At 60.1% G+C, this 15,483-nt stretch carries 23 protein-coding genes; 19 read left to right on the top strand and 4 right to left on the bottom strand.

Features of this window, described 5'->3' with window-relative positions:
- The 3 genes from rimO to NKI17_RS08680 all read right to left on the bottom strand — a co-directional run bounded on the left by rimO (nt 1) and on the right by NKI17_RS08680 (nt 2,724).
- Complete coding sequence (gene rimO / locus NKI17_RS08690) at nt 1-1,314, bottom strand: 30S ribosomal protein S12 methylthiotransferase RimO (protein ID WP_352905693.1); 1,314 nt, start codon at nt 1,312-1,314, stop codon at nt 1-3.
- Between the two features lie 152 nt (nt 1,315-1,466).
- Complete coding sequence (locus NKI17_RS08685) at nt 1,467-2,126, bottom strand: TerC family protein (RefSeq protein ID WP_023675054.1); 660 nt, start codon at nt 2,124-2,126, stop codon at nt 1,467-1,469.
- A 190-nt stretch (nt 2,127-2,316) separates the two neighbouring features.
- Nucleotides 2,317-2,724 carry a DUF930 domain-containing protein gene (locus NKI17_RS08680; RefSeq protein WP_352456770.1) on the bottom strand — a complete coding sequence of 136 codons (408 nt, stop codon included), beginning with the start codon at nt 2,722-2,724 and terminating at the stop codon, nt 2,317-2,319.
- A 438-nt stretch (nt 2,725-3,162) separates the two neighbouring features.
- Between NKI17_RS08680 and NKI17_RS08675 the strand changes: the two genes are divergently transcribed.
- The 10 genes from NKI17_RS08675 to NKI17_RS08630 all read left to right on the top strand — a co-directional run bounded on the left by NKI17_RS08675 (nt 3,163) and on the right by NKI17_RS08630 (nt 8,189).
- Nucleotides 3,163-4,386 (top strand): tyrosine-type recombinase/integrase, encoded by a 1,224-nt coding sequence (locus tag NKI17_RS08675; RefSeq protein ID WP_352905692.1) that lies wholly within the window; start codon nt 3,163-3,165, stop codon nt 4,384-4,386.
- 415 nt (nt 4,387-4,801) lie between these two features.
- Entirely contained in the window at nt 4,802-5,014 is a 213-nt protein-coding gene (locus NKI17_RS08670) for a helix-turn-helix domain-containing protein (RefSeq protein ID WP_352905691.1), read from the top strand.
- Nucleotides 5,015-5,098: 84 nt separating this feature from the next.
- Nucleotides 5,099-5,443, top strand: coding sequence for a winged helix domain-containing protein (locus NKI17_RS08665; protein ID WP_352905690.1), 345 nt, complete (start codon nt 5,099-5,101; stop codon nt 5,441-5,443).
- Nucleotides 5,440-5,631 carry a hypothetical protein gene (locus NKI17_RS08660; protein ID WP_352905689.1) on the top strand — a complete coding sequence of 64 codons (192 nt, stop codon included), beginning with the start codon at nt 5,440-5,442 and terminating at the stop codon, nt 5,629-5,631. The genes NKI17_RS08665 and NKI17_RS08660 overlap by 4 nt, the downstream gene beginning before the upstream one ends.
- On the top strand, nt 5,631-6,149 hold the full coding sequence (locus NKI17_RS08655) for a hypothetical protein (RefSeq protein WP_352905688.1): 519 nt from the start codon (nt 5,631-5,633) through the stop codon (nt 6,147-6,149). The genes NKI17_RS08660 and NKI17_RS08655 overlap by 1 nt, the downstream gene beginning before the upstream one ends.
- Before the next feature lie 114 nt (nt 6,150-6,263).
- Entirely contained in the window at nt 6,264-6,557 is a 294-nt protein-coding gene (locus tag NKI17_RS08650) for a DUF6074 family protein (RefSeq protein ID WP_352905687.1), read from the top strand.
- A 25-nt stretch (nt 6,558-6,582) separates the two neighbouring features.
- Entirely contained in the window at nt 6,583-6,927 is a 345-nt protein-coding gene (locus NKI17_RS08645) for a hypothetical protein (protein ID WP_352905686.1), read from the top strand.
- On the top strand, nt 6,917-7,279 hold the full coding sequence (locus tag NKI17_RS08640; RefSeq protein WP_352905684.1) for a hypothetical protein: 363 nt from the start codon (nt 6,917-6,919) through the stop codon (nt 7,277-7,279). The genes NKI17_RS08645 and NKI17_RS08640 overlap by 11 nt, the downstream gene beginning before the upstream one ends.
- Entirely contained in the window at nt 7,276-7,809 is a 534-nt protein-coding gene (gene nusG / locus NKI17_RS08635) for a transcription termination/antitermination protein NusG (RefSeq protein ID WP_352905683.1), read from the top strand. Before NKI17_RS08640 ends, nusG begins: the two co-directional genes overlap by 4 nt.
- Nucleotides 7,810-8,027: 218 nt before the next feature.
- On the top strand, nt 8,028-8,189 hold the full coding sequence (locus NKI17_RS08630) for a hypothetical protein (RefSeq protein ID WP_352905682.1): 162 nt from the start codon (nt 8,028-8,030) through the stop codon (nt 8,187-8,189).
- Between the two features lie 10 nt (nt 8,190-8,199).
- Here the strand turns inward: NKI17_RS08630 and NKI17_RS08625 are convergent, their stop codons facing one another.
- Nucleotides 8,200-8,727 carry a hypothetical protein gene (locus NKI17_RS08625; protein ID WP_352905681.1) on the bottom strand — a complete coding sequence of 176 codons (528 nt, stop codon included), beginning with the start codon at nt 8,725-8,727 and terminating at the stop codon, nt 8,200-8,202.
- Nucleotides 8,728-8,768: 41 nt separating this feature from the next.
- On the opposite strand from NKI17_RS08625, the gene NKI17_RS08620 reads away from it, so the two are divergent.
- From NKI17_RS08620 to NKI17_RS08580, 9 genes are all read left to right on the top strand, one after another.
- The gene (locus tag NKI17_RS08620; protein WP_352905680.1) at nt 8,769-9,242 is read left to right on the top strand and encodes a terminase small subunit; all 474 of its coding nucleotides are present in this window, start codon (nt 8,769-8,771) and stop codon (nt 9,240-9,242) included.
- Nucleotides 9,226-10,803: a terminase gene (locus tag NKI17_RS08615; protein ID WP_352905679.1), complete on the top strand. Its 1,578-nt coding sequence runs from the start codon at nt 9,226-9,228 to the stop codon at nt 10,801-10,803. The genes NKI17_RS08620 and NKI17_RS08615 overlap by 17 nt, the downstream gene beginning before the upstream one ends.
- Entirely contained in the window at nt 10,800-11,030 is a 231-nt protein-coding gene (locus tag NKI17_RS08610) for a hypothetical protein (protein ID WP_352905677.1), read from the top strand. The genes NKI17_RS08615 and NKI17_RS08610 overlap by 4 nt, the downstream gene beginning before the upstream one ends.
- A gap of 12 nt (nt 11,031-11,042) precedes the next feature.
- Nucleotides 11,043-11,228, top strand: a complete 186-nt coding sequence (locus NKI17_RS08605) for a hypothetical protein (protein WP_352905676.1) — start codon at nt 11,043-11,045, stop codon at nt 11,226-11,228.
- A 6-nt stretch (nt 11,229-11,234) separates the two neighbouring features.
- Complete coding sequence (locus NKI17_RS08600; RefSeq protein WP_352905675.1) at nt 11,235-12,869, top strand: portal protein; 1,635 nt, start codon at nt 11,235-11,237, stop codon at nt 12,867-12,869.
- The gene (locus NKI17_RS08595; protein ID WP_352905674.1) at nt 12,866-13,147 is read left to right on the top strand and encodes a hypothetical protein; all 282 of its coding nucleotides are present in this window, start codon (nt 12,866-12,868) and stop codon (nt 13,145-13,147) included. The genes NKI17_RS08600 and NKI17_RS08595 overlap by 4 nt, the downstream gene beginning before the upstream one ends.
- On the top strand, nt 13,137-14,132 hold the full coding sequence (locus NKI17_RS08590) for a hypothetical protein (protein ID WP_352905673.1): 996 nt from the start codon (nt 13,137-13,139) through the stop codon (nt 14,130-14,132). Before NKI17_RS08595 ends, NKI17_RS08590 begins: the two co-directional genes overlap by 11 nt.
- Nucleotides 14,133-14,315: 183 nt before the next feature.
- Nucleotides 14,316-15,158 (top strand): phage capsid protein, encoded by an 843-nt coding sequence (locus tag NKI17_RS08585; protein ID WP_352905672.1) that lies wholly within the window; start codon nt 14,316-14,318, stop codon nt 15,156-15,158.
- Between the two features lie 14 nt (nt 15,159-15,172).
- A complete protein-coding gene (locus NKI17_RS08580) occupies nt 15,173-15,448 on the top strand; it encodes a hypothetical protein (RefSeq protein WP_095493055.1) in 276 nt (91 codons plus the stop codon).
- Nucleotides 15,449-15,483 lie beyond the last annotated feature (35 nt).

The raw sequence follows: 15,483 nt of genomic DNA, 5'->3' as shown, positions 1-15,483 counted from the left end.
TCAGACTGCTGAGCCGTAAAGGTCGTAAGCGTCGGCGCGCTCGATCTTGACCGTGACGATGTCGCCGGCGCGCAGTGGCCGCCGCGACTGGATATGGACCGAACCATCGATTTCGGGCGCGTCGTATTTGGTCCGGCCCTTGGCCGAATTGCCATGCGCCTCGTCGATCAGGACCGGCAGGCGCTTGCCAATTTTCTTGGTTAGCTGCGTTGCCGAAATCTTCTGCTGGCGCTGCATGAAGCGGTGCCAGCGGGCTTCCTTGATCTCCTGCGGCACTTGCTCGAGGCCGAGCTCGTTGGAGCGGGCGCCTCTGACCGGCTCGTATTTGAAACAGCCGGCGCGGTCGATCTTGGCCTCGTCCAGCCAGTCGAGCAGCATCTCGAAATCGTCATCCGTCTCGCCGGGGAAGCCGACGATGAAGGTGGAGCGGATAGCAAGGTCCGGGCAGACGTCGCGCCAGCCGCGAATACGCTCGAGCGTCTTTTCGCCATGAGCGGGCCGGCGCATGTTCTTCAGCACCTGCGGCGAGGCGTGCTGGAACGGGATGTCCAGATAGGGAAGGATCTTTCCTTCGGCCATCAGCGGGATGACATCGGCGACATGCGGGTAGGGGTAGACATAGTGCATGCGCACCCAGATGCCGAGCTTGCCGAGTTCCTCCGACAGGTCGAGGAATTTTGCCCGCACTTCGCGATCGCCGAACATGCTGGTCTGGTATTTGATGTCGATGCCGTAGGCGCTGGTGTCCTGCGAAATGACCAGGATTTCTTTGACGCCGGCCTTGGCCAGTTTCTCGGCTTCGCGCAACACGTCGGCCGCCGGCCGCGAAACGAGATCGCCGCGCAGCGCCGGTATGATGCAGAAGGTGCAGCGGTTGTTGCAGCCTTCCGAAATCTTGAGATACGCATAGTGGCGCGGCGTGAGCTTGACCCCTTGCGGCGGCAAAAGGTCGATGTGGGGATCATGGCTCGGGGGGGCAGCCTCATGCACCGCCGCCATCACGCTTTCATAAGCTTGTGGTCCGGTGATGGCGAGGACGTTCGGATGTCTTTCACGGATGACGTCCGGCTCGGCGCCGAGGCAGCCGGTGACGATAACTTTGCCATTCTCCGAAAGTGCGGAGCCGATGGCGTTGAGCGATTCGTCGCGAGCCGAATCGAGGAAGCCACAGGTGTTGACGACGACCAGGTCGGCGCCGTCGTGCTTGCGGGCGATCTCGTAGCCTTCGGCGCGCAGGCGGGTGACAATGCGCTCCGAATCCACAAGGGCTTTCGGGCATCCAAGGCTGACGAAACTGACGCGAGGGGCGGACATCTAAGCTTTTCCGGATTTTCAGGATTGGCGGCGCAGTATCACACTTGTCGCGGCATTGGTATGGGCAGCGGCTGCGGCGAAACGCAACCGCCAGCGTCGCCGAAGGCTCGCCGAAGCTGAAAGGCCGACCGATGAGAATTCGAGTCGGCGTGTCAGCTCACCGCACTGCTGACATGCGGCAAGACTTCCACCGCGCCCCGGTAGATCATATCGAGTGCGACATAGAAGATGATCAAAAGGCCGATATAGGCGATCCAGCGATGGCGGTGCAGCAGCTTGGCGATGAAGCTCGCGGCAAGGCCCATCAGCGCGATCGACAGGACGAGGCCTATTACCAGCACCTGGAAGTGATCGCGCGCCGCGCCGGCGACCGCCAGTACGTTGTCGAGCGACATCGACACGTCGGCGATGACGATCTGCAATGCCGCCTGACCCAAGGTCTTCTTGCGCGCCTTGCCGGCCACCATATCATCGCTGTTGATATCGGAATTTGACAGCGCTTCGGTCGCCTCCACCTCGTCGGCATACGACGTGCGCAGCTCGCGATACATCTTCCAGCACACCCACAGCAGCAAGATGCCGCCGGCCAGCAGCAGGCCGACAATCTGTAACAGGGTGACGGTGATCGCAGCAAAACCGATACGCAGCACCGTCGCCGCCACCACGCCGATGAGAATCGCTCTCTTGCGCTGCTCGACCGGCAAGCCCGCCGCGGCCAAGCCGATGACGATGGCGTTATCGCCTGCAAGCACGAGGTCGATGGCGATGACCTGGAGCAGGGCAGAGAAGCCCGCGGCAGTGAAAATTTCCATCGACTGGAAGTCCCTTGCTGGTTGGCCGACCGTTCGCGTCGAATGCCTGGAGGGCCTAACGTGTATGGTTCCCGCGCGTCAAGGGACTGGTTGGAACAAGGTCGGCAAACCGCCCGTTATTGCGGCAATATACAGAGTTTGCGACGATCGGCCCGAACACCGGCAAAATGCGGCCACAGGTCGCGAATGCCTAGTTATAGAGGTTGTATTTGGGCCAGTCGCTTTCCGGAATTTCATCACCGATCCGATAGCGGAGCTGCAGGACTTCCATATGGTCCGGCGCTGTTTCGCATTTGAATTTCAGCCGGTACCACTGTCCCTTGCTGCGAAACGCAGCACCCGGGCTCTTGATCGCATCGGCGCCCATTTCGGGCGTCGCAAAAGCGTAGGCGACGACACGATCGGCTTTGTATTTGTGGTCGTCGCGGGTAATCCGGTCGAGAATTTCGGCGTCGCATCGCTGCTCCAGCCGGGTTTGCGGATCGAGTTTCAGCAGGCCGGCGCGCAATGCGCTGTCCATTGCGCTGGCCGGCCAAGCCACTATCGTCCATGCGAGGACCGCAGAAAATAGTTTATTCATGGGCGGGAGAAGCACCATATTCGGGCGGAGAAATCAACCCGACGAAGCGCGGCTGCGCGGCGGGTGACAGTCTTCGCTTTGTGGCAGGTTGTTGATTACGCAATAGTATCACCGGTACTTTGGTATCGTTGCCACGATCAGCACCTGTCGCATTTCAGCGACGCGAGAGGTGGTGCGCTGCATAAGGCAGAGCGGCGGTTCTCCCCGAAGCGGACCGGCCTGTTAAACCCAGGCAGTCGAGAATCCGACGAGCGGAAAACTCGACGTCATGCCTGCAGGATTGAAGAAATTGGACGGATATGGCGGAGGGAGTGTCTTCTAAACCGTCGTCCGCTGGTGTTTGCTAATATACCATAAACACGTTGATTCACTTGGGTTTTTCGCATTTTCCGTTTGCCGTCATCCGCCGCAATCCGCTAACATCATGGCTTGAAGTTAGGAACGGAGTTGCTGGGAATGGTCCGATCGCTCAACCTTCTTGCCGAAACCGCGATCCGCGCAAAGGATCTGAAGCCGGGGCGCTACAGCGACGGCGGCGGGCTCTATCTGATGACGAAGAAGACCGGGACCAAGTCTTGGACGTTCGTCCACTTCAAGGGCTCGGGCGTGGGTCGGGTCTGGAAGGAAGTCGGCCTCGGCTCCTATCCCTCCGTCTCGCTGAGGGATGCGCGCATCTCCGCCACCAACTGCCGGGATCGTCTGCGACGCGGCCTCGATCCGACCGACACGGATGCCAAGGCGGAAGTGCCGACCTTCGCCGCCAGCGCGAAAGACTTCATTGCGGAAGTCGGCAAGGCCTGGAGCAACCCAAAGCACCGGGCACAGTGGGAAATGACGCTCGGCGACACATACTGCAAATCGATCCGCAAGAAGCTGGTGTCAGAAGTCACCACGGCCGATGTCCTCGAAATCCTGAAACCGGTCTGGCAGAAGAAGCCTGAAACGGCGCAACGACTGCGCGGCCGAATTGAACGGGTGTTGGATTTCGCCAAGGCCTCCGGGCATCGGTCGGGAGAAAATCCCGCCCTCTGGCGCGGTCACCTGCAACACCTACTGGCGAAGGGGCAGAAGCTTTCGCGCGGACATCATAGCGCCATGCCATACAGCGACGTGCCGGCATTCGTGAAGCGCCTGCGGGCTGCTGAAGCGATGTCCGCGAAGGCGCTGGACTTCCTCATCCTGACGGCGGCGCGCTCCGGTGAAGTTCTCGGGGCAAAGTGGCCGGAAATCGAATTCACGGAAAAGGTGTGGGTCGTGCCGGCGGCGCGCATGAAAGCGCGCAAGATCCATCGCGTTCCCCTGACAGACGCCGCCCTGGCGATCCTGCGGCCTCTCTTCGAGGCCCGGGTGTCGGATTACATCTTCCCCGGCGAAACGCGACGTGGCGGCGCCGACGCGCCGCTCTCGGTCATGGCGATGACGATGCAGATGCGCCGCATGGAAGTCGGACAGTTCACACCGCATGGCTTTCGATCGGCCTTCAGGGATTGGGCTGGCGATCAAACCAGCTTCCCGCGCGAGGTCGCCGAAGCAGCTCTCGCGCACAAGGTCGGCGATGCCGTCGAGAATGCATATCGCCGCTCGGATGCTTTGGAGAAGCGGCGCAAGCTGATGGCGGCTTGGTCAAACTTCCTTGGCGCGGCGCCAGCGGTACGGGGCAATCTGCGGGTGGTCGGATAGCGGTGAATCCGCACGTGTCCACTGTTGACTTAAGGCGCCAAATCACACAGATTCACGCTGTTCTGTTGTCTGTTGAACATCGGAAATTTCAGTTTTGAGGGACCGGCCCGGCTTCTTGCCGTGCCACGTTTGCAAAGCCTCTCTTTGGAGAGGCTAGCTCCCTGCTGTTTTTCCTGCCCTTACCACTCAGAGAAACCAGCGGCTACCTCGACCGGCTTCCGTTCGCTTTACTGTCGAACGGGAACGAACGTTGAACATTGCTGTGCGCAACCTGTGGATAAAGGATAGCTAAGTGCTTGAAACAAAAGAGGCACAAAATGTTTGTGGGAAAAGGCAGCCAGCGTGTGCGTCGAGTCCAGAAATCCACTAGAATCCGCTTGTGCTTGTAGACACAAATCAAAGGAAGGAATTGGAGATGGAAGTCAGTCCCAACGCATTTACGGTCGCTGGATTTTGCGCCGCCTTCGGCATCGGCCGCTCACTGCTCTACGAAGAGCTGAAATCGGGGCGCCTTCCTTATCGAAAGGCTGGTCGCAAGACCCTCATTCGTAAGGTCGATGCTGACAAGTGGCTCGATTCTCTACCGAAAGGACAAGCATCGATCCCCTCTGCGGCAGTGGAAGCTTGAGCGGCCGGTCGCCAAACCTAAGGCCGCTCAAGCCAATCTGCCGAACGTTTCGCAACCCCTCCCGAGGGAATTGAAAGGACAGACATGATTTCCATATCAGGCGCGAAGGCGCACGTTAATTCACATTCAGCATCGGCGAACAAGAAATTCGCTCTCACGGTCAAGGTCGAGCCCGATGGCGAAACCATCCACCTCGAAGGTCGACCGGCATGGGCGATGCAACAGTTGATCAATGCTGGACAGCGTGGCTGCACCCCGATCACGCACCCAGGGCCGCGCTGGAGTGACTACACGTTCAAGCTGCGCAAGCTCGGCTTCGTCATCGAGACCGAGTACGAAAGCCACGGTGGCCCGTTTGCGGGCGCCCATGGGATCTACCATCTTCGCACGAAGGTCAGAGTCGTTCCAGACGTGGCGGTTGCCGCATGATGGCCGCACCGCAGAAATCCACAGGTTCCGCCGACATCGTGGCCGACGCCGCCAACTGGCTGGCTACCGGTTCGGCTGATCGCACCAAGGCGCTGGTGCCCCAACTCCAAGAGCGGTTTCACGTCACGGCTTTGCAGGCCGTGCAGGCCATGCGCGAAAGCCGGCTCATTCTGGCGAGGTCGCATTGATGGCTCGCGATAAGAAAAAATCTCACGTCGAACAGTGGACCAAGAGTATCCGGCCCACGATGGAGGAGCCGGCGTGGCGCGCGCTCTCAACCAGTGCTCAGGCTCTCTATCCGTGGGTCAAGTTCGAATGGCATGGGGTCGACCACAACAATAATGGCAAGCTCAGGCTTAGCGTTCGTCAGGCAGCGCTGTGCATGGGTGTCGTTCCTGATACCGCCGCAGAGGCGTTCCGGGATCTGCAACGCAAGGGCTTCCTCTACCAGACCGAAGCCGCGTGCCTTGGTGTCGAGGGGGCGGCGAAGTCGCCAGCTTACGAAGTGACTGAGTTGAAGATGCCTGGCACCACAGGTGACGGTCGCAAGCTTTACCGACAGTGGCGGCATGGACAAGATTTCCCTGTCCAGGGTCCGTCTGCCAACAATCCGCAAGGTGCAAATGGCAGGAGAACAAAACCCCGTCATGAAAATCGTGACGGCCCTGTCATGAAAATCGTGACGAAGAAGGCGGCCCTGTCATGAAAAGCGTGACAGCCTGTACTGAAAATCATGACGAAACCGGCCTTTTCACCGGACTAACCGTCACGATTTTCGTGACATCCTTATTCTACCATACCCATACGACGGGAGGCAGGCATGCAACCGACCTTGTTTGACTGGTCGCCTCCGTGCAAGGTCATCATATTCCCGATGGCCAAGCGGGTCGGCCGCATCCGCTCAACGGCGGAAAAGATGCTCGACAAGCCGACTGACCGGGCGGCCGAATCCTATCGCAATCAAGTCACGGAGGGCTTGCTGAAGCAATTGGCAAAGGCCGGGCTCGGTGATGTCGAACAGGATGAGCAGCTCGGCGCCTTCTGGGATGCCGTGCAGGCGGAAATCATCCGGCTCACCTACCGTGATAACCGACCAGGGGGACACGCAGCATGACTGACGTTCTTGTGGGTGCCGGCCAATGACCAAATCCTATGAATGGCCTGAAGGCCTGCTTCCGCTGCGCGATTGGCTCAAGCGACAAGGTGTCGATGTCGACAATCTCAAGACCGAACGGCAAGCGCTCTATCTGTCGCAAAGGCTGATGAGCGGTCGCAAGGTCAAGATGCCGATCGACCGGCGGTCGCCGCTGTTTCCTGAGCTACTGAAGCTCCAGGGTGCGTTGCGGCTTCAGCGCCAGTTGCCACGCGAGCGGAAGGAACCCCGCTTCCCCGGCAAGAGCTTGGGCAGCTTCGGTGCGGCCTCGGCGGTGCGGCAAGTCAGCATCGCCGATTATCTGGCGGAAGGCGGTCAACATGACCATTGATGAGCGGCGGGAACGCGAAAGGCTCGAACGGGAAAACCCCTGGCGGCCGATCGGCGAAGCAAAGCCAGACGGCTCGATCTGCGAGCTGCGCATGAACAATCTTACTGAGCTTGGTCGACATCGGTTCTTCCTGCATGAGGGCAGGTGGTTCCGTATCGAGCCGCCGGGCGTGAGCTATTATGAGGGCCTGGTGGAATTCCGGCCGACAGGCTTCACCATCAGCAAGGATAGGCAGGCTTCCGTAATCGAACGGTCGGACGGTCGTTTCGAATATCGCGGCGGCGAGCTCTACCGGAAACCCAAACGCTACAAGCTCTATTGGCGAGCTGACGATGCGAAAGGCGAGAAATGAACCAACATGTCGATCTGCCGCGCTGGTTTATCGTCCAGACGCGGCCGTCCTCAGACCTGAAGGCCGGCGAAGAGATTCTTGCGCTCGGCGCTACGGTCTACCTCCCTCAGTATCGAAAAGAGTACAAGCACCATCGTCAGAACCGATGGATCACGCGCTATTACCCGCTGCTCAAGGGATATCTGTTCGTTCTAGGCTCCGTGCATTGGCATCGGGTGCTGAACTGCCCGGCGGTCGAGAATGTCTTGCGCACCCAACTGGAGGGCGGCCCTGGCGATCCGATCATGATCGACGATGCGACGGTGCAGACCATTCGACGGGCTCAAGACGCTGGCCAGTTCGATGAGCTGCGGGTGCACGGCCACAATGTCGCCGTTGGCCAGACCGTCAAGGTGACGGAGGGCGCGCTGATCGGCCTGAAGGGCGCTGTCCATGGCGTCGGCGAAAAAGACATCACCATGATGCTCAACATCTTGGGCAGAGAGGTCAAGACGAAGGCGCCTATTGAAATCTTGGGACGAACAGGATAGGTTATGCCAACATTTTGGAATGATATCCCAATCTAGGGCGAAATGTCCGTCTGCGCGAGGCCTTAGAGTTTTCGCCGGGACAATGCGGGGATCGTCCCCCGCGTGGCAGGGAAGCCGTATCCCAACATTAGCAGCTGTTTGCAAACGTTAGTCACGTGACCCGTCAACGGTCACGTGATGTCACGCGTTACGTAACGTTTCAGCCTTGGAGGTGCCGCATGGGCTTTCTCGACAAGCGCCGTTCCAAGCTCTCGCCGGCCGAACAGCGGGCGGCTCAGGAAGAAGTCCGGCGGCAAATCGCGCTGGCGGTGTCTATCGCCAGGCGGAAGGCAGAGGCAGAATTGCAGACTGAAGCCCAACCCGCGGCCGAGCAAGCCTGATGACTGACGATCAGTCAATACGGGAGCAGGTGCCGATTTCGATGTAAGGCGTGTTCTTACTATCGTCTTTCCCGTCGATGAACCCGACCGCGTAGACGAGCATGAAGCGCAAATCCGAGAAATTGAAATCATAGTCGGAAAGAGCCGCAGTGCATTGGACCCGGCCGCTCGGAAATATGCTTACGGTTGGGCCTTCTAGGTCGATATCTTTGGCAATGCCCTTCAGCGAGCAATCTGATGCAGGCCGCCCTAGCGGCCTTACCGATATCCCGTACTGCATGGCGGAAGTGGGAATGCCGAAAACGGGAACCTGCTTGACCTGGCTAGGCTTCACCGCGACCACGAACTTGTCGTCCTCCGTGCCAAATTTTGCCTGAATCCATTTCCCCGTCGCCGCGTCGAACCGCACTCCACCAGATGCGGCTCCTATACAAAGATAACTGCCGCCGAATTGCCCACTGACATCATAGATGTCGGCGCTCGCGGTGCTTGGAGCAACCGCCAGACAACCGAGCAACAGCAAAACAGCGATTCTCATAAGCACCCCCTCACGTCGCGGCAACAAATCACCAAACAAGATTGGGGGCAACATTGCCTGACCTGACGCAACAGCAGGAAGCATTCGCTGCCGCATATGTCGAGACCGGGAACGGCTCGAAGGCCTATCGCATGGCATATGACGTGGGCGTCGACACGAAACCTGAGACTGTTTGGTCGAACGCCTCGCGCCTCCTGGCCGATAGCAAGGTTTCAGCAAGGGTTAAGGACCTCCAGGCCGAAGCCCGCGAACTACTCATGGTGTCGGTAGGCACACTCACTGACGAGCTGGAACAAGCCCGCATGAAGGCCATGGCTGACGATAAGGGCGCCTCGGCCGCAGTATCGGCGACGATGGGCAAGGCGAAGTTGCATGGTCTGCTGGTCGACAAGGCCGAACTGACCGGCAAGGACGGCAAAGACCTGATGCCCGATCACTCGCCGCGCAAACTGGCCAAGGCTGTTGCGCTGATCCTGGCCAAAGGCATGAAAGAGGCCGATGGAAGCCGGTCTTGATCTTCGCCAGCTCGAAGCCATCATTGCCAAGCTTTCCCCTGAAGACCGTGCCGAACTGGTCGAGCAAGTAGGGTCCGAACTAGACAAGCCCTTCCTGCCGAACCCTGGGCCGCAAACGGCAGCGCTCGAAAGCCGCGCCGACATCCTGCTCTATGGTGGGCAAGCCGGTGGCGGCAAGTCAGCGCTGGAAGTCGGCGCGGCGGCCAACAACCATTTCTCCAGCCTGATCCTGCGGCGCGAAGCGACACAGCTAGACGGGCTGATTGAATTCTCGCGTGAGATCCTGGCCGGACATGGCGAGTTCATCGGGGGCAATGAAAACGTCTGGCGCCTCAAGGCTGGCGGACGGCTCAAGTTCGCTGGTCTGAAACAGCCCGACGACTGGCGCAAATATGCCGGCAACGCTCGCGACTATCTGGCGTTTGACGAGGCAGGCGAGTTCCTGCGGGAGCAGGTCTTCTCGCTGATCGGCTGGCTTCGATCGACAAGGGAAGGACAGCGCTGCCGCGTCATCCTCGGTTCAAACCCGCCTCGTGGTGGTGATGGGCTCTGGCTCATTGAAGAGTTCGCGCCCTGGCTCGATCCCAACTATCCCAACCGGGCGATGCCTGGTGAACTGCGCTGGGCCATTGTGGTCGGCGGTATCACGGAATGGGTGGACGGTGCCGGCGTCTATCAGCGCGGCGGCGAAGAATACGAGGCAATGTCCCGGACGTTCATTCCCGCAAGCCTTGATGACAACCCATACCTGAGAGACACGGATTACCGGGCGAAGCTGCAATCGCTGCCCGAACCGCTCCGCTCGCAACTGCTCTATGGCGATTTCCAAGCTGGGCGTGCTGATGACGAATGGCAGCTATTGCCCGGCGAATGGGTCAAGGCTGCTCAAGCGCGCTGGGTGCCAGACGGCTTCAAGGGCCTGAAGATGACGGCGTTGGCCGTCGATGTTGCTCAGGGTGGCGCCGACGATTCCACGATAGCACCTCGCTACGGAACATGGTTCGCACCCCTGGTGGTGAAGCCCGGCAAGGAAACGCCGGACGGGCCTAGTATCGGTGCCATGGTCTTCGGTGTTCGCCGCGATGGCGCCGGCGTGATTGTCGATGTCGGCGGCGGGTATGGCGGTGGCGCCGTCACCTTCCTGAAGGACAACGGGGTTGCCGTCTCTGGCTACAACGCCTCGCATACTTCGACCGGCAAGTCAGCCGATGGGCAGTGGTCGTTCTTCAACAAGCGGGCTGAAGCGCATTGGCGGTTTCGTGAGGCGCTGGACCCCTCGCAAGAGGGCGGTTCGCCGATAGCTCTGCCGCCCGATCCCCTGCTGCTCGCTGATCTGCTCGCTATCCGCTGGAAGCCTGTCGGAACGGCCAAGGTCCAGATTGAAGAGAAAGCAGCAATCAAAGTTCGGCTCGGCCGCTCTCCTGACCGTGGCGATGCGGTCATCATGTCATGGTCGGAGGGCACGAAACTGGCAATCCGCAAGCTCACTGACGCAGCACTTGGCGGCCGGCTGCCGCAAGTTCAGGTCGGCTACTCCAAACAGAAAGCAGGCAGGCGATGACATTTGAAGACTCGGTCAAGGTGCCGAAGCCGGCGAAGGGTGCACCACGCGGCATCATCACGGAAAAGCAAGCTGAACAGTCACTCGCCCTGGCGGCAAAGGCGTTCGGCGAAAGCCGCTTCGGCTTGCTGCGGTCCGAGCGCAGGGCAGGGGTTATCTCCCTGGTCTACGGGCTCAACGGCCGGGCACTCGATGCTAACGGCCTCGCCTTCGAACTGAACAACTGAAGGAGAAACGATATGGGTGGCCTGTTCAAACCAAAAACCCCGAAAGTGGAACCCGCCACGCGGATGCCGGATGCTCAAGACCCGGCTGTCCTGGCTGAGAAGCGTAAGCAGATGGCCGAAATGCGAGCTCGTGGCGGGCGGGATTCGACCATCATGTCCGACAACCTCACCGGCTCTGTCGGAAAGCTTGGGGCGTAAAGCCACATGCAGACCTCCGCTGCGGTTCAAACCATTGTCGACAACGGCAACCGGCTTTTCAGCGAAAAGACGCCGCTGCTGTCGCATTGGCAGGAGTTGGCGGAACATTTCTACTATGACCGTGCCGACTTCACAGGACCGCTCAACATCGGCTCTGACTATGCGGCGGGTTCGTTCTCGTCTCGGGCTGCGATCTACCGCCGAGACATGGCGGACCTTTACCGAACGATGCTGCGGCCGGCCGACTTCTTCGAAGTGAAGTCGCTCGATGATGCACGCAACAAGGTTCCTGATGCTCGGTCCTGGCTGGAATACGCGACCGCAATGCAGCGGGCAGTCATGTACCGGAACGGCGCCGGCTTCACTCGGGCAACGGAAGCAGGGGACCATGACCACCTGACGTTCGGGCAGGCGGTCGTTGAAGTCACGCCAACGACAGACCGCCGCAACCTGTTCTATCGCAACTGGCACCTGCGCGATGTGGCGTGGTCGGAAGACTATGCTGGCTCGGTGTCTGACGTTCACAGGAATTGCAAGCCGACGATTACCCAGCTCATTCAACTGTTCCCCGGCAAAGTGCCTGAAGCGCTGACGCGGGATGCTGAAAAGGACCCTTACAAGAAAATCGCTGCCCGTCATGTGGTGGTGCCGGCTGCGTCCTACGATACGGGCATCAAGGTTCGGGCTGAACACGAGTTCATTTCGCTGTGGGTGCTGCCGGACTGCGAAGGCGAAGTCCTGGAGAATATCAGTCGCACCTATCGCGGCTACGTCATTCCTCGCGGCCCTACCGTATCGGGCTCGCAATATGCCCGCTCGGTCTTCACCTCGATCATCCTGCCGGACAGCCGAACGCAACAGGCGATTGAGCGCATCCTGCTCGAAGCCGGCGAAAAGGCGATCGACCCGCCAATGATTGCCACAATGGATGTGGTCCGCTCGGATATCGGCCTCGGCGCCAGCGGCATCACATGGCTCGACAAGGAATATGATGAACGCCTGGGCGAAGCGCTTCGGCCTCTTCCTCTGGACTTCTCCGGGCTCCCTGCTGGTCAGAACATGTCGGATCGTATCGACATGACCATCCGCATGGGCTTCATGACTGACAAGGTGAACATCCCGGACACTTCGGGCATGACGGCCTATCAGATCCGCAAGGTGGTCGAGCAACAGATGCGGGCTCACATTCCGATGTTCGAGCCGGTGGAAGTCGAATATTCCGAACCGCTCTGCTCCGAGACGTTCAAGGTCATGCGCTCGCTCGGTGCTTTCCCGGCGAATGAGATCCCCGATTCGCTGCGCGGTTCTGGCGTGGAGTTCTCCTTCAAGTCGCCAATCAAGGACCTTGAAGACGAGGGCATGCAACAGAAGCTCATCGAAGGCCTTGGTGTGGTCAAGGAAGCCGCTGCGCTCGATCCCATGGTTGCGAAGCTGCCGAATGCCATGGCGATTGCGAAAGACCTCCTGCGCCGCACTGGCTGGCCGGAAGAATGGCTCAACGACGACAAGAAGCTTGCGGCCGCAGCGGAACAGATGGCGGCTGCGGCACAGGCTGCAAGTGCTGCCGAGACTGTTGGCGGCGCCGCTGAAATAGCAGGCAGGGCCGCACCGATGGTCAAGGCCATGCAGCAAGCCGCATGAAGAGCAATCCACTAGCGCCAGCCGCTTACGATGACCTTGACGTTGAGGCGATCAAGGCGCTTGCCGCCGGCAATGCCTCCGAAGGGCAGCAAAAGCGGGCTATCGGATGGATCGTCCACAAGGCGGCGATGACCCATGACGAACCGTTTGTGCCTGGGCAACCTGACACGACCGCACACTTGACCGGCCGGATGAATGTCGGTCGACAGATTTTGAAGCTGGTCAATGTGCCAATCCATCTGCTGACGAAATCGAAAGGAAAAACTGATGTCGGATGACACTCTAGCAGCGGGCGCGGCTACGGCCGAAAACCCCGCTCCGGGTGCTGCTGAAGCGGGAAAGACTGCTCCTGCTGCTGTGACGACCGAACCGGCGAAAGCCGCTCCTGCGGCTGCTGCTGCCCCTGCTGCCGATGGTGTGGCAAAGTCTGCCACTCCAGAGGCCGGCAAGGAGCCGCCGCCTGCCGAAGAAGAAGGGCCTTGGGGCAAGGACTGGCGCGACAAGCTGGCCAAGGGTGATGCCAAGCGCCTGGAACGCCTCGCACGCTTCGCCTCCCCGGAAGCCCTGCTCACTGCCCAGGAAGAGGCGCAGCGTAAGATTTCGGAAGGGCTAAAGCCGAAGGGCAAGCCGGGCGAGAAAGCCACAGCCGAAGAATGGGCAGAGTATCGCAAATCGAACAACATTCCCGAAGCGGTCGATGACTTCGTCAAGGCCATTGTGCTGCCGGACAAGCGGGCAATCGGCGACGATGACAAGCCGGTGGTGGCGGCATTTGCGGAGCGCGCCATCAAGAAGGGCATTGCTCCCGGCGACATGGCCGAAATGGTCGACGAATACTACGCCTTGCAGGAGGAACAGCAGTTTCAGCAGGCTACCGCCGATGCCGACTTCAAGAAGCAGGCAGAAGCCGACCTCAAGAAGGAATGGGGAGGGGACTTCACCGGCAACTTCGCTGCGATGCGGCCCTATTTCGAAAGCGTCAGCCCCGAGTTGTTTGACAATCTGATGGGCGGCCGAATGGCTGACGGTCGGAAAATTGGCAACCACCCCGACGCTCTCAGGTTCTTCGCCGCGAAGGCGGTTGCCGAAAACCCGATGGCGACGATTGTTCCGGCCGGCGGCTCGTCCGCTGAAGGCCTCCTTGCTGAAATCGCCACGATGGAAAAGCGGATGAAGACCGACCGCACCGCATGGCACAAAGACACGGCTGCGCAAGACCGCTACCGCAAACTGATCACGGCCCGCGACAAGCTCAAGGCCTGATATCCCGCCTGAAGACGGCCAACCCGCTTAGCGGCTCCGTTCATCGCGGCTCTACCCAAACCAGCACGTAATCAGCGCCGAAGGGCGGTCTAGCGGCTCCGGTTAACCCCGGACAACCCGCGACGCTGGCCTGCGGACAACCTGCCTACGGCTCCCGATCCCTCAATAGAAGGAATCTGGACCATGGCCGACACGGCATTCCAGAAACAGTATCGCCAAGAGTACATCGCCGGCTTCGAAGCCGGGGAAAGCCCGCTCCGCATGTCAGTTACGACCGAGTTTGTGCGCAAGGGCAATGAAGCAATCTTCCTGGTGGCCGACAGCGGCGGCGCGGAAGCTCGAACGCGCGGCGTCAACGGCCTGATCACGGCTCGTGGTGACAACCTGACCCAGAACACCGCTACGCTGGTGGAATGGCACGACTTGGTGCGCAAGACCGACTTCAACATCTTCGCCTCCCAGGGCGATCAGAAGCGCATCATGCAGGATACCTCGCTCAAGGTGATGAACCGCAAGGTTGACGCGGACATCATCACTGAGCTGGCTACCGGCACCGTCGACACCGGCGCCGCTGCCACGGGCTCTCTGACCCTGGTCACGAAGGCTATCGGCATCCTCGGCTTGGCATCCGTGCCAATTCAGGAAATCGAAAACATGTGGGGGCTCATCACTCCCGCAATGCTCACGTACTTCATGCGCGATGCGACCTTTACGTCTCGCGACTATGTCGACGTGCAGCCGCTTGCCGGCGGTCCGATCAAGCGCGTCATGCGCTGGGCGGGCGTCAACTGGCTGGTGCACCCGACTCTTCCGGGCGTCGGCACGAACGCCGAAAAAGCGTTCCTCTACCACAAGTCCGCTGTCGGCCACGCGGCCGATACCGAGAACCTCGAATCCCTTGTCGGCTACGACGAAGAGCAGGGTTACTCCTGGGCTCGCGCCTCCGCCTTCATGGGTTCCAAGCTGCTGCAAAACAGCGGCGTGGTCGTCATCAACCATGATGGCTCTGCCATCGTCGGCTCGTAAGGAGGGCTGAAACCATGGCTTACGCAACCACCAACCCTCCGGTCCTGATCACTCAGGGCATCGCTGGCTTCCGCATCTGGAAGTATGAATCTGTCGACGCAGCCACTCTGGTCCGCGTTGCCGGCTACTTCACGAACGGCTGGCAGCTCGGCATGCGGGCGAACGACATTGTCTTTGTCACCGACACGGACAGCTCGAACGCCACGACCATCCACACCGTCAACTCGGCTTCGTCTTCGGGCGTGGATCTGACTGACGGTCTGGCGGTCGGTACGACCGACACCGACTAAGCGTCAACGGCGGGGGCTTTGGCTCCCGCCTTTTC

The organism is Mesorhizobium sp. M0816, assembly GCF_040320005.1.
GTDB lineage: Bacteria > Pseudomonadota > Alphaproteobacteria > Rhizobiales > Rhizobiaceae > Mesorhizobium.
Note: the sequence above shows the minus strand (reverse complement) of the source record. Positions and strands in the feature narration are given on the sequence as shown.

Bases quoted from the DNA above. Each gene is read 5' to 3' on its own strand.
- rimO (WP_352905693.1), bottom strand. From the start codon at position 1,314: ATGTCCGCCCCTCGCGTCAGTTTCGTCAGCCTTGGATGCCCGAAAGCC.
- NKI17_RS08685 (WP_023675054.1), bottom strand. From the start codon at position 2,126: ATGGAAATTTTCACTGCCGCGGGCTTCTCTGCCCTGCTCCAGGTCATC.
- NKI17_RS08680 (WP_352456770.1), bottom strand. From the start codon at position 2,724: ATGGTGCTTCTCCCGCCCATGAATAAACTATTTTCTGCGGTCCTCGCA.
- NKI17_RS08675 (WP_352905692.1), top strand. From the start codon at position 3,163: ATGGTCCGATCGCTCAACCTTCTTGCCGAAACCGCGATCCGCGCAAAG.
- NKI17_RS08670 (WP_352905691.1), top strand. From the start codon at position 4,802: ATGGAAGTCAGTCCCAACGCATTTACGGTCGCTGGATTTTGCGCCGCC.
- NKI17_RS08665 (WP_352905690.1), top strand. From the start codon at position 5,099: ATGATTTCCATATCAGGCGCGAAGGCGCACGTTAATTCACATTCAGCA.
- NKI17_RS08660 (WP_352905689.1), top strand. From the start codon at position 5,440: ATGATGGCCGCACCGCAGAAATCCACAGGTTCCGCCGACATCGTGGCC.
- NKI17_RS08655 (WP_352905688.1), top strand. From the start codon at position 5,631: ATGGCTCGCGATAAGAAAAAATCTCACGTCGAACAGTGGACCAAGAGT.
- NKI17_RS08650 (WP_352905687.1), top strand. From the start codon at position 6,264: ATGCAACCGACCTTGTTTGACTGGTCGCCTCCGTGCAAGGTCATCATA.
- NKI17_RS08645 (WP_352905686.1), top strand. From the start codon at position 6,583: ATGACCAAATCCTATGAATGGCCTGAAGGCCTGCTTCCGCTGCGCGAT.
- NKI17_RS08640 (WP_352905684.1), top strand. From the start codon at position 6,917: ATGACCATTGATGAGCGGCGGGAACGCGAAAGGCTCGAACGGGAAAAC.
- nusG (WP_352905683.1), top strand. From the start codon at position 7,276: ATGAACCAACATGTCGATCTGCCGCGCTGGTTTATCGTCCAGACGCGG.
- NKI17_RS08630 (WP_352905682.1), top strand. From the start codon at position 8,028: ATGGGCTTTCTCGACAAGCGCCGTTCCAAGCTCTCGCCGGCCGAACAG.
- NKI17_RS08625 (WP_352905681.1), bottom strand. From the start codon at position 8,727: ATGAGAATCGCTGTTTTGCTGTTGCTCGGTTGTCTGGCGGTTGCTCCA.
- NKI17_RS08615 (WP_352905679.1), top strand. From the start codon at position 9,226: ATGGAAGCCGGTCTTGATCTTCGCCAGCTCGAAGCCATCATTGCCAAG.
- NKI17_RS08610 (WP_352905677.1), top strand. From the start codon at position 10,800: ATGACATTTGAAGACTCGGTCAAGGTGCCGAAGCCGGCGAAGGGTGCA.
- NKI17_RS08605 (WP_352905676.1), top strand. From the start codon at position 11,043: ATGGGTGGCCTGTTCAAACCAAAAACCCCGAAAGTGGAACCCGCCACG.
- NKI17_RS08600 (WP_352905675.1), top strand. From the start codon at position 11,235: ATGCAGACCTCCGCTGCGGTTCAAACCATTGTCGACAACGGCAACCGG.
- NKI17_RS08595 (WP_352905674.1), top strand. From the start codon at position 12,866: ATGAAGAGCAATCCACTAGCGCCAGCCGCTTACGATGACCTTGACGTT.
- NKI17_RS08590 (WP_352905673.1), top strand. From the start codon at position 13,137: ATGTCGGATGACACTCTAGCAGCGGGCGCGGCTACGGCCGAAAACCCC.
- NKI17_RS08585 (WP_352905672.1), top strand. From the start codon at position 14,316: ATGGCCGACACGGCATTCCAGAAACAGTATCGCCAAGAGTACATCGCC.
- NKI17_RS08580 (WP_095493055.1), top strand. From the start codon at position 15,173: ATGGCTTACGCAACCACCAACCCTCCGGTCCTGATCACTCAGGGCATC.